Source organism: Synechococcus sp. R6-5 (genome assembly GCF_047461775.1).
GTDB lineage: Bacteria > Cyanobacteriota > Cyanobacteriia > Thermostichales > Thermostichaceae > Thermostichus.
Genome location: NZ_JANSHV010000069.1, coordinates 1 through 14,174, shown reverse-complemented (window position 1 = coordinate 14,174; position 14,174 = coordinate 1). Strand labels below are relative to the sequence as shown.

Here is a 14,174-nt window from a genome sequence, read left to right as displayed (position 1 = left end):
TGCGAGACATTCCCTGGGTGGATCTGGTCCGCTACGACCCGCACGCTTACTCTGCCCCCAAAAACAGCGTCAAAGCTGCAAACCGCAAAACAGAGGACGGCCGCCACATCTTGTGGATCCATCTCCACCAGAGCCAGGACACCCACCTTGCTGTCAGGGTAGAGACCACCGGTTACACCCCTGAGCACCTGGAGCAGGCCGCCGCTGAGTTGCGGGAGCGCTTGGGTCGTCTGGTGTGAGTTCCCCCCAGGGAAGGAACAGGCCAAGATCCACCCCCGGCCTTTCGCGAGGTGAGCGCGGGGCATTTTGTGGCTTGTCACCTGGTGCCCTAGGTAGCCCTCAAGGGATCCCGGCCACGCCGGTTTGGCGGGCAGCCTGGATTACCGCAGCGGCCACCTGAGGAACCACCCGCCCGTCGAAGACCGAGGGGATGATCCACTGGGGATCCAAATCCTCAGGTGGGATCAAGGCAGCAATGGCTTGAGCGGCAGCCAGGCACATCTCGGTGTTGATCTGCTTGGCGCGGCAGTCGAGGGCGCCGCGAAACACGCCCGGAAAGGCCAGCACGTTGTTGATTTGGTTGGGGTAGTCGCTGCGGCCCGTGGCCATCACTGCCACCCGATTGCCCACCAGCTCCGGCTGGATCTCGGGCACCGGGTTGGCCAGGGCAAAGACGATGGGATCCGGTGCCATTTTTTCTACCATCTCCACTGTCAGGGCATTGGCCACGCTCACCCCAATAAACACATCCGCTCCCACCAAGGCTTCCGCCAGGGATCCCTTCTCCTCGACGGCAATGGCCGCCTTCTCGGGGGTGAGATCGGAACGGGAGCGGCTGAGGATCCCTTGGCGGTCGCAGACCAGGATGTGGGCTGCCCCGGCCCGCCGCAGCAGTTGCGTCACGGCAATGCCGGCTGCCCCGGCCCCGTTGAGGACAATGCGCACCTCGTCTAGGCTCTTTTTCACCACTTTCAGGGCATTCAGCAGCGCCGCCAGCACCACAATGGCGGTGCCGTGCTGATCGTCGTGAAACACCGGCAGGTTGAGGCGGGCCTTGAGCTGAGACTCAATGGCAAAGCAGCGAGGGGCGCTGATGTCTTCCAGGTTAAAGCCGCCAAATCCCGGCGCCAGGCGCACCACCGTCTCTACAATTTCCCCCACCTCCTGAGTGGCCAGGCACAGAGGAAAGGCATCGATATCGGCAAAGCGCTTGAACAGGGCCGCCTTCCCCTCCATCACCGGCAAAGCTGCCTCCGGGCCGACATTCCCCAAGCCCAGCACCGCACTGCCATCGGTTACAATGCCTACACTGTTGCCCTTGATGGTGTACTCATAGACCGCGGCGGGGTTGGCAGCAATTTCTAGGGAAACCCGCCCCACCCCCGGCGTGTAGGCCATGGCCAGATCGGCGGCGCTCTCCAGGGGGCTTTTGGCCACCACCTGCAGCTTTCCCCCGCGGTGCAGCTCAAAGGTGCGGTCCACCACCCGCTCCACCTTCACATTGGCCAAGGAGGCAACGGCGGCGTAAATTTGCTGAGCATGCTCGCTGCTGACGGCATCTACACAGATTTCTCGCACCGTTTCTGCTGCCGATTGGTGGATGAGATCGATCTGGCTGAGGCTGCCTCCCACTTCCGCAATGGCCTGGGTGACGCGGGCTAGGGCTCCCGGCTGGTTGAGCAGGCGAATGCGCAGGGCAATGCTATAGCTGGAGCTGGGGGTAAGTTTTGTCATAGCTCCCTATGGTAGACGAAAAATCCGCTTCCGACTTGCACACCCTGGCCAACTGGCTGGAGGGTTACTACAGCAACCGCGCCCAGGCGATGGCAGAGCCGGTGTGGTTTGTGCCGGTCAGCCTTTGGTACGTGCGCCTTCCCCACCTGTTCTCGGAGGGGATCGGCTTTTTTACCGAGCAATTTAACCAGCACACGCCGGGCCAGTTTTATCGCAGCCGGGTGCTCCAGGTATTGGGGGATCCCTTGCGGATCGAGAACTACAAATTGCGGGATCAAGCAGCTTGGGCAGGTGCCTCTCAGGATCCGCAGCGCTTGGCGCAGCTCTCCTTGGCCGACCTGGAGCATTTGCCCGGTTGTCGCATTTTGGTGGAAAAGCGCCCAGACTGCTACCACGGCGAAATGCTGCCAGGTGGAGAATGTCGTCTGAACCCCGGGGATAGCACCTATATCCACATCGAGTTCGACCTCACCCCCAGCGAATTCATCACCTGGGATCGGGGCTTTGACGCCGCCACTGGCCAACAAACCTGGGGATCCCGCGCCGGACCCTACCGTTACCAAAAAGGGATCCCACCGGCTCCTCTTCAGGTCTGAACCTTCAAAACAGGAAGGGAAACAGATCTCGAAACCCTTTGCGCAGCCTGAGCAAAAAGATCAGCCGCTCCACCTCTGGAGAGACAGATCCGGTTTCGGGCCGAGCTGCCAAGGCTTCCTGGAGTTCTAGAGCTTCGTCGGCGGTGAGGGGCTGATTATCGACCGGAGAGCGAGCCCGCAAATCTGGCTGCGCCCGCAGCACCTCTTCCGGGATCTCATCGGCAGGGGGCAGTGCCCAAGCTTCCGGCCAAAGCAGCAGCAGACCCGCGCAGCAGCCCAGTCCTGCACTCCAGAGCCGTTGGCCCATCCGACCGGTTCTCCTAGCGTTGTCCACTGAACTCCACCCCTTGAAGGGATCCCTCCCAACCTTTCCCAACCCCTCGACCTGTTGCTGGGGGAAAGGGGGGGATCCCTTTAGCTGGCCATGGCTTCCGAGCGCTCTTGGATCACCCGATCCACGATGCCGTAAGCCTGAGCTTCCGTGGCCGAGAGGTAAAAGTCTCGCTCCACATCCCGCTCGATTTTCTCCAGCGGTTGGCCGGTGGTTTGCGCCAAGATCTCGTTCATGCGTCGTTTGACTCGCAGAGTTTCGCGGGCGCGAATTTCAATGTCGCTGGCTTGGCCTTGGATCGTGCCCAGCGAAGGCTGGTGCAGCATGATGCGGGAGTGGGGCAGGGCAAACCGCTTGCCCTTGGTGCCAGCAGCCAACAAAAAGGCTCCCATTGAAGCTGCTTGGCCCACGCAAACCGTAACGATATCTGGCTTGATGTGGTTCATGGTGTCGTAGATGGCCATGCCCGCCGTCACAGAGCCACCGGGAGAATTGATGTACATCACAATGTCCTTTTGCGGATCCTGCGAGTTGAGGTAGAGCATCACCCCCACGATGGTATTGGCCAAGCTATCGTCAATGGGCTCGCCGATAAACAAAATCCGCTCTTGGTACAGGCGATCGTCAAGGCTAATCCACTGGCTATAGGGCTCGCCGGGCAAACGGTAGGGAACCCGAGGCACTCCAATCGGCATAAGTTTCTCCTGGCAAAGTATGAAACACAGAACGACGCGCTTGTAAGATATCTTCCGCGCTCAAATCCAGCTGGGGCAAAACCGAGGAAACAATGCGTCCAGATCCAGTTTTGACCTCGCCTTCGTATTCTCCGCCAACCCAGCGCACCGCGGAAACGGACTGCTTGGCTGGATCCACAATCCAGTATTCCGGGATCCCACGGGCAGCATAATCTTTGGGCTTGTCTTGATCATCGCGTTTTTCATGGTCCACTCCGGGGCAAACCACCTCCTCCACCAGCAGCGGCGGGGGCATGGGCAGCCGAATGGTTCCGCGACCGTTTCCCAGCAAGCTCACATAGCGGGATGCAAAGCCATCACCTCTGGATTGCGCAACCGAGCCTTGGCTGCGGGCACTTCGACCTCAACTTGGCCCAAGCTCAGGCGTTGGATGGGCAAAAACTTGAGCAATTCCGCAACCAGAAACAGCTCAATGAGGGTGTTGATGCGCTCCTCGGTTGGCACTTCCCGAATAGACCCGTCTTCAAGTTCAATCCGTCCTCCATAAGGCCAGTCCGTGAGGTGGAGGTACTCCTCCGCCGTTAAAGGCTGTACGGGAACTTGAACCATGGACGGATCCCTCTGCTTCAGTTTTTGGCTGTTGCCAACTTCGGCACGCCTTTGGAACTGGTCAGCACCTGATCGATGAGGCCGTAGGCTTTGGCTTCCTCTGGTGTCATGAAAAATAGCCGCTCCGTGTCCTTCTTGATGCGCTCCATAGGCTGGCCCGTGCTGCGGGACAGTTGCTCCAGCATCATGTTGCGCAAAGTCAGAATCTCGCGGGTGCGAATTTCAATGTCGCTGGCCTGTCCGCGGGTGCCACCGTAGGGTTGATGGAGCACGATCGTGGCATTGGGCAAACTGGCCCGAAATCCCTTGGCCCCTGCAGCCAACAACATGGCCGCCATCCCAATCGCATTGCCGATGCAGATAGTATGCACAGGCGGCTTGATGTAGTTCATGGTGTCCAAGATGGCAAACGCTGCCGTGTCGTAGTTATAGGTGCCCGTCGAGTTGATGTACATCTTGATCGGCTTCTCCCGATCCTCGTACTGCAAATACAGCAGTTGCTCGATGATCAGCTTGGTGACGTTGGCATTCGACTCTTCCGCAAGGGGCAAGCCCAGGTAGACAATGCGCTCCTGCAGCAGCAGCGAAGCCAAATCCGGAGGTGGGGTACGAACCGGAGCGCCGCCATAGTAGTAGTAGGTCGATTGCACCATGCCAGAGATCTCCTACGCCTGGGTCTGTTCAACTGAAAAACACCAGAAAAACAACACTTGAGGACCACAAGGGATCCGCAGCATCCCAACGGATCCCTTGCAGTCTGAGGACCTCTCAAAGCCAGCTTTACTCCGCCCCTTGAGGCAAGAGAACCCGCTCCGGCTCCGTGACCAACACCTTGGGCTTGCGCTCCTCATCCACATCGATGAGCACCTCCGATCCCTCCCGGACATGCCCAGTCAGGATCTCTTCCGCCAGGATGTCTTCCAGCAGGCGTTGGATGGCGCGGCGCAGCGGGCGTGCCCCGTAGCTGGGGTTATACCCCTCCTCCACCACCAAGTCTTTGAAGCGGTCGCTGACCGTAAGGCGGATTTTCTTCTCCGTCATGCGGTCAAACACTTCCTTGAGCAGGATGTCGGCAATCTGCTTCACCTCATCCTTGGTCAGTTGCCGGAAGACGATGATCTCGTCCACGCGGTTGAGGAACTCCGGACGGAAGTACTGCTTCAGCTCCTCGTTCACCAGGTTGCGGATGCGGTTGTAGTTGGCATCCTCGTCGTTGGTGTTGAACTCGAAGCCGAGGCTGCCGCCGCCCTTCTCGATGACCTTCGAGCCGATGTTGGAGGTCATCACGATCAGGGTGTTCTTGAAGTCCACCGTGCGGCCTTTGGCATCGGTCAGGCGGCCATCCTCCAGGATTTGCAGCAATAGGTTAAACACATCCGGGTGCGCCTTCTCGATCTCATCGAAAAGCACCACCGTGTAGGGGCGACGCCGCACCGCTTCTGTGAGCTGACCCCCCTCGTTGTAGCCCACATAGCCCGGCGGGGATCCGATCAGCTTGCTGACCGTGTGCCGCTCCATGTATTCCGACATGTCGAGGCGGATCATGGCTGACTCGGAGCCGAAGAAGTAGGCTGCCAAAGCCTTGGTCAGCTCGGTTTTGCCCACCCCTGTTGGGCCGGAGAAGATGAAGCTGGCGATGGGGCGGTTGGGATTTTTCAGCCCCACCCGAGCGCGGCGGATGGCCCGGGAGATGGCCCGCACCGCTTCGTCTTGGCCGATGATGCGCTGGTGCAGGGTTTCTTCCATGTTCAGCAACTTCACCGACTCGCTTTCCGTCAGCTTGGCCACCGGCACCCCCGTCCAGGCACTGACCACTTGGGCCACGTCCTCTTCGGTTACTTCGGGCATCTCGCTGCGGCTGCTTTCTTCCGCCTTCTTAGCAGCGGCAATGGCGCGGATCTGCTGCTTGATCTCCATCTCCCGATCCCGCAGCTCACCAGCCTTGTCGAAGTTCTGGGCCCGCACCGCAGCGTCTTTCTCCTTGAGCACTCGCCGCAACTCTTGATCCAGCTCCCGGGCCGCCGGGGGCAGTTGAGAGTTGATCAGGCGCACCCGCGAAGCAGCCTCGTCGATCAAATCGATGGCCTTATCTGGCAAGAACCGGTCGGAGATGTACTGGTCGGCCAGCTTGGCTGCCGCATCCAAGGCGGCATCGGAGATCTTCAGCTTGTGGTGCTGCTCGTAGCGCTCCCGCAAGCCAAACAGGATCTCGATGGTCTCGGAGACCGTCGGCTCGCCTACCATAATGGGCTGGAAGCGGCGCTCCAGAGCAGCATCCCGCTCGATGTGCTTGCGGTACTCATCCAGGGTGGTGGCGCCGATGCACTGCAGCTCGCCGCGGGCCAAAGCAGGCTTGAGGATGTTGGCGGCATCAATCGCCCCTTCCGCAGCCCCGGCCCCGATCAGGGTATGTACCTCGTCGATGACCAGGATGATGTTGCCGGCATTGCGGATCTCATCCATGATTTTCTTGAGGCGCTCTTCAAACTCGCCGCGGTACTTGGTGCCGGCCACCAGCAAACCAATATCCAGGCTGATCACCCGCTTGTCGGCCAAAATATCGGGCACATCCCCCTGCACAATGCGCTGGGCCAAGCCTTCGGCAATGGCAGTTTTGCCCACCCCTGGCTCGCCAATGAGGACGGGGTTGTTCTTGGTGCGGCGGCCCAAGATCTGGATCACCCGCTCGATCTCCCGCGTCCGACCGACCACCGGATCCAGCTTGCCCTCCTGGGCCAGTTGAGTTAGGTTGGAGCCGAATTCGTCCAGGGTGGGCGTTTTGGTGCGGCTGGAGGATCCCCCCCCTGCCGTCACTTCGGCAGTCTCGCCCAACATGCGGATCACCTGGGTGCGCACCTTGGACAGATCCACCCCCAGGTTTTCCAAGACGCGGGCTGCCACCCCTTCCCCTTCTCGGATTAGGCCCAGGAGCAGGTGCTCAGTGCCGATGTAGTTGTGGCCGAGCTGGCGGGCCTCTTCTAGGGAGAGTTCCAGCACTCGCTTGGCGCGGGGAGTGAAAGGGATCTCGACGGCCACAAAACCGGATCCCCGACCGATGATTTTCTCGACTTCAATGCGGGCGTCCTTCAAGTTCACTCCCATGGACTTGAGAACTTTGGCGGCGACCCCAGTGCCCTCGCCGATTAACCCCAACAAAATTTGCTCGGTGCCAACGAAATTGTGACCTAACCGTCTGGCTTCTTCTTGGGCCAGCATGATCACCTTGATGGCTTTTTCTGTAAAGCGTTCAAACATGATCCTCGGGCTCCCTACGCCTGCATCAAGGCGGACTTGATAGGGGTAATCCTAGCACAAGTTCTGGCGAAACCAAGGGACGGTAAATACCCCAGACGGAAGCTGTCTGGGGCCAAAACGCGCCTGGAGAGATTTGAACTCCCGACACCGTGGTCCGTAGCCACGTGCTCTAGTCCACTGAGCTACAGGCGCAAAAGGGGCGGGCCAACCACGGTTGACTGTCTGTCCATACTATCTGTCCATAGTTACTCAGATACTATCCAGTACTATCCAGAGACAGAGATGGACATCTATCAATGTGGCTTAGGCATTCTAGCACAAGAGCGTTTTTTGGAAAGTTCAACGGGGGTGTAGATATCCGCCAGCGTTAACATTGCCCTTGCCAAGGTTGCCGGACTTCTCCCCCCACTTCGAGGCCAGCTTGGGGGCTGGTGGCCTTGATCACCGGCGTCCAGACTTGGCCGTTGCGCTGCCAAAGCTGTAGGTGCAGATGCCCTGATAGGGTATCCCGACAGTTGCGCTGCATCCCTTCTGGGCCAGGAGTGAATACAGTTTGGCCAGGCCGTCCCGTGTGCCCTTCCAGCCGAATACACCAGAGGGCGCTCTCTCCCCGGATTCGCCAAGATCCCCAGGGATCCACTTGCCAAGTCAGATGAGCTTGCCCAGGCCGCCATTCCAAAAAGGGCTGGGATCCCCACCCATGCAAGCTGATCAGGGCCACTTCTTCGGGGCGGGTGAGCACCTGCCGCTCAGCTCCGGCACAGGTGAGGCTGAGACCGGGATGCTGGGGAAAGGCGTTGCACTGGATCCAAAACCAGCGGCGAGGAAAGTTTTGGCCCCAATTTTTTTCGGCATAGGCAGGAGCCTGCTGAAATTCATAGCGCCTGCCTCTCCACTCCACCCAGCCGGTGGCCAAGCCGTGGCTCATGAGAATCTGCCAGCCCGGCTCGAAGATGGGCAGGAAAGACCCTATCCCCATGGTGGCTTGGGGTGGGATCCCATAGGCAAAACGAGGCTGAATGCGGTAAAGCCAGCGAATGGGCTCAGAGCCCAAGGGATCCGGCAAAATCCCCTGGTTAAGGTGGGCGGTGTATTGGTAGCCACTGGCGGTGCGCTGGAAGAAGGTGAAGGGATCCTGAAGGCCGCGACAGCCGGGGCCTGGGATCCCTGAGTGCCCCAAGGCCAGATGGGTTGAGCTGGCCCAAAAGCGGCGGGGATTGGGGAAGGTGCGCCAATGCAACTCCTCCTCCGGCCCCAACACCTGCGCCATGCCCCCGCGCTTGGGATCGATGGCGTACATGAAGGCAAAGCTGATGGGCGGATCCCCGGGCAACGTTACCCGGCTATACCAACCCTCAAAAAACCGCTCTGTGCAGCCATCCCAGTGGTAGCCGGCATGGGGCAGGGATCCCCAATCTGTTGAGTTGTTTTGCCCAGAGCAAGCCGCCGTTGGAGGAAACGCCATTGAGACCTAAGCCATCGCAACAATGATAAACGGAAGTCTATGCTTACCAAAATAATAATTGTATTGTTTCTATATTTATTTGCCCTTAGGATATCAACCAAGCTGAGATTTAAGGATTTCTTGAGATTTCACCAAGGAAATCCGTGGGTCAGGCGACTTGAACCGGAAAGCTTCCATCTTGCCTTCACATATCCTTTCGATGAGGTGAGCATGACGTCACGTCGTAACTTTTTGCTGTCTGCGGGTGCGGCCACCGTGGGTGGACTCGTGAGTGGCAGCTTAGCACGGGCCAGCACAGGCTACTGGGTTGCCCAGGCCAGCGGCCCAGAAACCCCCAATCTCAGGTTAGGCTTTATACCGATTGTGGAGTCTGCCCCCCTGATCATCGCCAAGGAAAAGGGCTTTTTCGACAAACATGGCATGACCGGTGTAGAGGTTTTGAAGCAGGCCAGTTGGCCGGCAGCCCGTGACAACGTGGTCATCGGCTCAGCGGGTGGGGGAATCGACGGTGGCCAGTGGCAGATGCCGATGCCTCACATGATCCACATTGGCGCCATCACCAACAATCAGCCGGTGCGCATGGCAGTTCTGTGTCAGTTGATCACCCAAGGCAACGGGATTGCCATTGCCGGAATGCATGCTGGCAAGGGTTTGGGGCTGGATATCTCGGGAGCCGCGGATTACATCAAAAATTTCAGCGCCAGCAACCAACGCAAATTCAGGGCCGCTCATACCTTCCCCAACGTCAATCAAGATTTTTGGATCCGTTACTGGTTTGCTGCTGGGGGGGTAGATCCGGATCAAGACATCGACCTGTTGGCGGTTCCCTCTGCCGAAACGGTGCAGGGAATGCGCAATGGCACCATGGATGCTTTTAGCACCGGGGATCCCTGGCCCTACCGGATTGTGGCCGATGGGATCGGGTTTATGGCGGCCCTTACCCAACAGATTTGGCCCTTTCACCCCGAAGAATACTTGGCCATTCGCGCCGATTGGGTAGAGCAAAACCCCAGGGCCACAAAAGCCACTTTGATGGCGGTGATGGAAGCGCAGCAATGGTGCGACGATCCGGCCAACCGAGAAGAACTGACACGCATTCTCTCAGGGCGTGCCTACCTGAATGTGCCGGTTGAAGTTCTCACCCCTCCCTTTCAAGGCAACTACGAATTGGGAGACGGCAAGCCAGCTGTTCAAGATTTCAATGCCGGGCCCTTGTACTGGGAAGATGGCCGGGGCAGCGTCTCTTACCCCTATAAGAGCCATGACCTTTGGTTCCTGACGGAATCCTTGCGTTGGGGCTTCCACGCTCGCTTCCTTCCCGATCTGGATACTGCCCGTCGTCTGGTGGATGAAGTGAACCGTGAAGATCTCTGGCGTGAGGCCGCCCAGGCGCTGGGGGTGAAGAACATCCCCAACAACACCTCGCGGGGAACAGAGCGTTTCTTTGACGGTGTGGTGTTTGACCCACAGGATCCGCAGGCTTACCTGAACAGCCTGAAAATCAAAAGGGTCTAGCTGAATAGCTTGATTGGGCCAAGTTCCTCACCTTCTTTCGCAGGAAGTCCATGGCTTACCGTTTCCTTGTTCGAATCTCTCGCGCGACAGGGATCCTGCCTACCTGTGGGATCCCACGAGGTCGAAAAAAGCGGTGCCGAGCTTTCTGCCCAAACGATGGAAAGTTGATGGATGCTATGAGCCTCGCACTTTTTGAATAACTTTAAATGCCATGTTGAGGATCGGCTATGTTGGCTCTACTTCACGTTCCGCGCGAACTCTTCAGGGATCCTCCTTTTGAGAGGCCGGCCCAGCCCCGCTGGGACAAGCTCATCCTTTCAATAGCCGTAGGAATCCTGAGTTTTCTGATTGTCGTGAGAGTTTTGTTGAGTTTGCAATCCCTGTGTTTGCCCATCCAACGAAAAGGCAAGGCCAATCCCAGTTCATGCTCTGTTTCCAACACGTTGTAGAACCCTGCGGCTGGAATGTTCTGAGAGCGCGACAACAGAGAACCTTGTAAAACCCTATCCTCCTCTAGGAGCTATGACGACAACACTTTCTTCTCCGGCAAAATCTGCAACGGCGAAGCTCGATTTGGCGAAGTACCGAGATCAGATTCTCCCCCCTGTGGTGGGTATTGTTGGATTCCTGCTCATCTGGCAGCTCTTGGCCAGTGCCAACCTTATTCGGCTGCCGGGGCCCTGGGATGTGTGGATGGATGAGCGCAGCCGATATCTGATCCTGCATCCTTTGTACCGCAACAGCGACCTCGACCAAGGGCTGCTGCGCCAAACCTTGGCCAGCCTACAAAGGGTGGCCATCGGCTATTGCAGTGCCGCTTTGGTGGGCATCACGTTGGGCATTTTGGTGGGAAGCAGTGTGTGGATCAACCGAGCTTTGGATCCCATTTTCCAATTTTTGCGCATGGTAGCTCCCTTGGCTTGGGTGCCCATATCTTTGGCTGCTCTGCAACGCAATGAGCCGGCTGCCCTGTTCGTTATTTTTATTACCTCAATTTGGCCCATTCTCATCAACACGGCTGTGGGGGTGAGACAGATCCCGGAAGACTACATCAACGTCTCCAAAGTGCTCAAGCTCTCCAAAGTGGACTTCTTTTTTAAGGTGTTGCTGCCCTCAGCCCTGCCCTACATGTTCACAGGTCTGCGCATTGGTATTGGCCTATCTTGGCTGGCCATTATTGCCGCAGAGATTGTGATGTCGGGTGTGCCGGGGATCGGCTTTTTCATCTGGGATGCCTACCAGCAGAACTACGTTACGGAGATCATCGTTGCCGTCATCTACATCGGAGCGGTGGGATTGCTTTTGGATCGCCTGATGTCTGTTTTGCAAAACAAGATAGCCAACCAATGATGTGTTGGATGTGTTGTCAGTATGTGGTTGGTTTGAGGCTAGACGGGTGATAGGTTGGGAGGTTTTCTGTGTCTGTATTGGTCAGTGTGGAGCAGGTGGAAAAATCTTTTGCTCTGCCCGGAGGGCAGGAATACCTTGCTCTGAAAGGGATCGATCTGCAAATCCATCGAGGGGAGTTTGTCTCCTTAATCGGCCACTCCGGCTGTGGCAAATCCACCCTATTGAACATGGTGGCGGGGCTGTCTTTGCCTACGGGGGGGATCGTGGCTTTGGATGGGCATACCATCACCGCTCCCGGCCCCGATCGCATGGTGGTGTTTCAGCATTACTCGCTTTTGCCTTGGCTAACGGTTCGGCAAAACATTGCGCTAGCGGTGAATGCCGTTCTTAAAAACCATTCTCCGGCGGAGCGTCAGCAGATCGTGGAAGAGCACATTGATCTGGTGGGCTTGCGCCACGCAGCAGATAAGCTCCCAGCCCAATTGTCCGGGGGTATGAAGCAGCGGGTGGCCATTGCCCGTGCCCTGGCTTTGCGGCCCAAAGTGTTGTTGTTGGATGAGCCGTTTGGCGCTTTGGACGCGCTCACGCGGGGGAACTTGCAAGAGCAGTTAATGCGCATCTGTGAAGAACATCAGATGACCACTCTCATGGTCACCCACGATGTGGACGAAGCGGTTCTTCTGTCAGATCGTGTGGTCATGCTCACCAATGGGCCGGGATCCCGAATTGGGAACATTTTAACCATTGACATTCCTCGGCCCCGCCGTCGGCTGGAGGTGGTCAACCATCCCAGCTACTACAGCTACCGCAGCGAGATCATCTACTTTTTGAACCAACAAAAACGCATCAAGCAATGGCGTGCTCGCCGCAGCACTGTGGTGGCCAGGCATGGCTTGGAAAAGATCAACTTGGAGATCGGCTTTGTGCCCCTCACTGCCTGCGCTCCGTTGGCTGTGGCCAAAGAAAAAGGGTTCTTTGCCAAACACGGCTTGGAAGAAGTGAACTTGGTGCGGGAAACCAGTTGGCGAGGGATCCAAGACGGCATTCAGGGAGGTTATCTGGATGCGGCCCAAATGCCCGCCGGTATGCCGGTGTGGATGTCTTTGGGCGGAGGGGATAACCCGCCTCAGCCGGTGGTTACTGCCCTCACCTTGACCCGCAACGGCAATGCCATCACCTTGCATAAGCGGTTCTACGAGCAAGGGATCCACACCCTCAGCCAGTTGAAGGCTTACATCCTGGATAGTCCCAGCCGTCGGCTTACCTTTGGGGTGGTGCATCCCAGCTCTATGCACAATTTGCTGTTGCGCTACTGGCTGGCAGCCGGTGGGATCCACCCGGATCATGACGTGGTGCTGAAAACGCTGCCTCCGGCCCAGATGGTGGCCAACCTAACAGCCGGCAACATCGATGGGTACTGTGTGGGAGAGCCCTGGAATTTGCGGGCAGCCTTAGAGGGCAGTGGCTTTACGGTGGCTACAGATCTGGAGATTTGGCTGGGCCATCCCGGCAAAGTGTTGGGGGTGCGAGAAGATTGGGCCAGAGCCTACCCCAACACCCACATTGCCTTGGTCAAAGCGCTGTTGGAAGCCTGCCGCTACTGTGAAGACCCGGCCCATCACGACGAGATTCGCGAGCTGCTCAGCCGCCGCGCCTACCTGAGCACCGACCCATCCTACATTCATCTGGGGGATCCCCAGCGCCTAATCTGTGACTTGGACAGGCCGATGCGGGAATATGCCCACCACCGCTTCTTTCTCGGAGCCGGCAACCGTCCCAGCCGCACCGAGCATCTGTGGATGATGACCCAAATGGCCCGCTGGGGGGATCTGCCCTTCCCCCGCAACTGGGTGGAGATCGTGGAGCGGGTATGTCAGGTGGGGGTGTTCAGCACGGCAGCCCGCGAGCTGGGACTGGATGTCTCCTACCAAAGGCAGCCCATTCAGTTGTTCGATGGGATCCCCTTTAATGGTGAGGATCCCCTGGCCTACCTCAACAGTTTGGCGATTAAGCACGATATTTATGTAGCCGAGGTTGCCTTAGATCGTCGTCCTGTGTTGCTCTAGATACCCACTTGGGCGCCCTTGCAAAAGCACATTCCCCGTTGTGAGAAAATCATGAGTTGGAGCACCCTACGATGACTGCCCTCTTGACAACCTCTACCCCAGCGAACGTAGCCGCAGAACCCTACCTAAGCCTTGAGAATGTCAGCAAGACCTACTCAACTCCCAAGGGGGATTATCCCGTCTTGCGAGATATCAACCTCAGTGTGAACGAGGGAGAGTTTGTCTGCTTGGTTGGGCATTCCGGCTGTGGCAAAACCACCCTGCTGAATATGGTTTCCGGATTTGCCCAGCCCACCAGTGGCTCGGTGAAGCTGAAAGGGCAGCCGATTACAGCTCCTGGCCCGGAGCGCATGGTAGTGTTTCAAGGGTATGCCCTGTTGCCTTGGCTCACGGTTTATGAAAATGTTTATTTGGCCGTTCGGTCGGTATTTCCCCAAAAGAGCCAGTCGGAAAAGCATCGAATTGTGGAAGAACATTTGGATTTGGTGGGGCTGGGGGAAGCCGCTCAGAAATATCCCTCGCAAATTTCGGGAGGGATGAAACAGCGGGTAGCCATTG

Annotated in this window: 13 protein-coding genes, 1 tRNA gene and 1 pseudogene; 6 read left to right on the top strand and 9 right to left on the bottom strand. The window is 57.8% G+C overall.

Annotated features, from left to right (window positions below; translation table 11 throughout):
- Positions 1–239: pseudogene (locus NW818_RS04145) on the top strand (CRISPR-associated protein); the annotation flags it as partial.
- A gap of 100 nt (positions 240–339) precedes the next feature.
- Here the strand turns inward: NW818_RS04145 and NW818_RS04140 are convergent.
- Positions 340–1,734: a malic enzyme-like NAD(P)-binding protein gene (locus NW818_RS04140; RefSeq protein WP_414374233.1), complete on the bottom strand. Its 1,395-nt coding sequence runs from the start codon at positions 1,732–1,734 to the stop codon at positions 340–342.
- Between the two features lie 8 nt (positions 1,735–1,742).
- Between NW818_RS04140 and NW818_RS04135 the strand changes: the two genes are divergently transcribed.
- Positions 1,743–2,330 carry a chromophore lyase CpcT/CpeT gene (locus NW818_RS04135; protein WP_414423904.1) on the top strand — a complete coding sequence of 196 codons (588 nt, stop codon included), beginning with the start codon at positions 1,743–1,745 and terminating at the stop codon, positions 2,328–2,330.
- A gap of 4 nt (positions 2,331–2,334) precedes the next feature.
- Here NW818_RS04135 and NW818_RS04130 read toward each other — a convergent pair whose 3' ends face one another.
- The 8 genes from NW818_RS04130 to NW818_RS04095 form a co-directional block, all read right to left on the bottom strand.
- On the bottom strand, positions 2,335–2,637 hold the full coding sequence (locus tag NW818_RS04130) for a hypothetical protein (RefSeq protein WP_414423903.1): 303 nt from the start codon (positions 2,635–2,637) through the stop codon (positions 2,335–2,337).
- Between the two features lie 107 nt (positions 2,638–2,744).
- Positions 2,745–3,356 carry an ATP-dependent Clp protease proteolytic subunit gene (locus NW818_RS04125; protein WP_011432257.1) on the bottom strand — a complete coding sequence of 204 codons (612 nt, stop codon included), beginning with the start codon at positions 3,354–3,356 and terminating at the stop codon, positions 2,745–2,747.
- Positions 3,304–3,693 carry a Uma2 family endonuclease gene (locus NW818_RS04120; RefSeq protein ID WP_414423902.1) on the bottom strand — a complete coding sequence of 130 codons (390 nt, stop codon included), beginning with the start codon at positions 3,691–3,693 and terminating at the stop codon, positions 3,304–3,306. The genes NW818_RS04125 and NW818_RS04120 overlap by 53 nt, the downstream gene beginning before the upstream one ends.
- Positions 3,690–3,965 carry a hypothetical protein gene (locus tag NW818_RS04115; protein WP_041436231.1) on the bottom strand — a complete coding sequence of 92 codons (276 nt, stop codon included), beginning with the start codon at positions 3,963–3,965 and terminating at the stop codon, positions 3,690–3,692. Before NW818_RS04115 ends, NW818_RS04120 begins: the two co-directional genes overlap by 4 nt.
- 17 nt (positions 3,966–3,982) lie before the next feature.
- Positions 3,983–4,618 (bottom strand): ATP-dependent Clp protease proteolytic subunit, encoded by a 636-nt coding sequence (locus NW818_RS04110; RefSeq protein ID WP_414349574.1) that lies wholly within the window; start codon positions 4,616–4,618, stop codon positions 3,983–3,985.
- A 127-nt stretch (positions 4,619–4,745) separates the two neighbouring features.
- Entirely contained in the window at positions 4,746–7,220 is a 2,475-nt protein-coding gene (locus NW818_RS04105; RefSeq protein WP_011432255.1) for an ATP-dependent Clp protease ATP-binding subunit, read from the bottom strand.
- Between the two features lie 118 nt (positions 7,221–7,338).
- Positions 7,339–7,412: transfer RNA gene (locus NW818_RS04100), tRNA-Arg, on the bottom strand.
- 175 nt (positions 7,413–7,587) lie between these two features.
- Complete coding sequence (locus NW818_RS04095; protein ID WP_414423901.1) at positions 7,588–8,685, bottom strand: tocopherol cyclase family protein; 1,098 nt, start codon at positions 8,683–8,685, stop codon at positions 7,588–7,590.
- 204 nt (positions 8,686–8,889) lie between these two features.
- On the opposite strand from NW818_RS04095, the gene NW818_RS04090 reads away from it, so the two are divergent.
- From NW818_RS04090 to NW818_RS04075, 4 genes are all read left to right on the top strand, one after another.
- Positions 8,890–10,200: a CmpA/NrtA family ABC transporter substrate-binding protein gene (locus tag NW818_RS04090; protein ID WP_414423900.1), complete on the top strand. Its 1,311-nt coding sequence runs from the start codon at positions 8,890–8,892 to the stop codon at positions 10,198–10,200.
- A 522-nt stretch (positions 10,201–10,722) separates the two neighbouring features.
- Complete coding sequence (ntrB, locus tag NW818_RS04085) at positions 10,723–11,550, top strand: nitrate ABC transporter permease (RefSeq protein WP_414344145.1); 828 nt, start codon at positions 10,723–10,725, stop codon at positions 11,548–11,550.
- A 68-nt stretch (positions 11,551–11,618) separates the two neighbouring features.
- Positions 11,619–13,616, top strand: coding sequence for a nitrate ABC transporter ATP-binding protein (locus NW818_RS04080; protein ID WP_414423899.1), 1,998 nt, complete (start codon positions 11,619–11,621; stop codon positions 13,614–13,616).
- A gap of 71 nt (positions 13,617–13,687) precedes the next feature.
- A partial coding sequence (locus tag NW818_RS04075; protein WP_414423898.1) for an ABC transporter ATP-binding protein occupies positions 13,688–14,174 on the top strand: 487 nt, incomplete at its 3' end.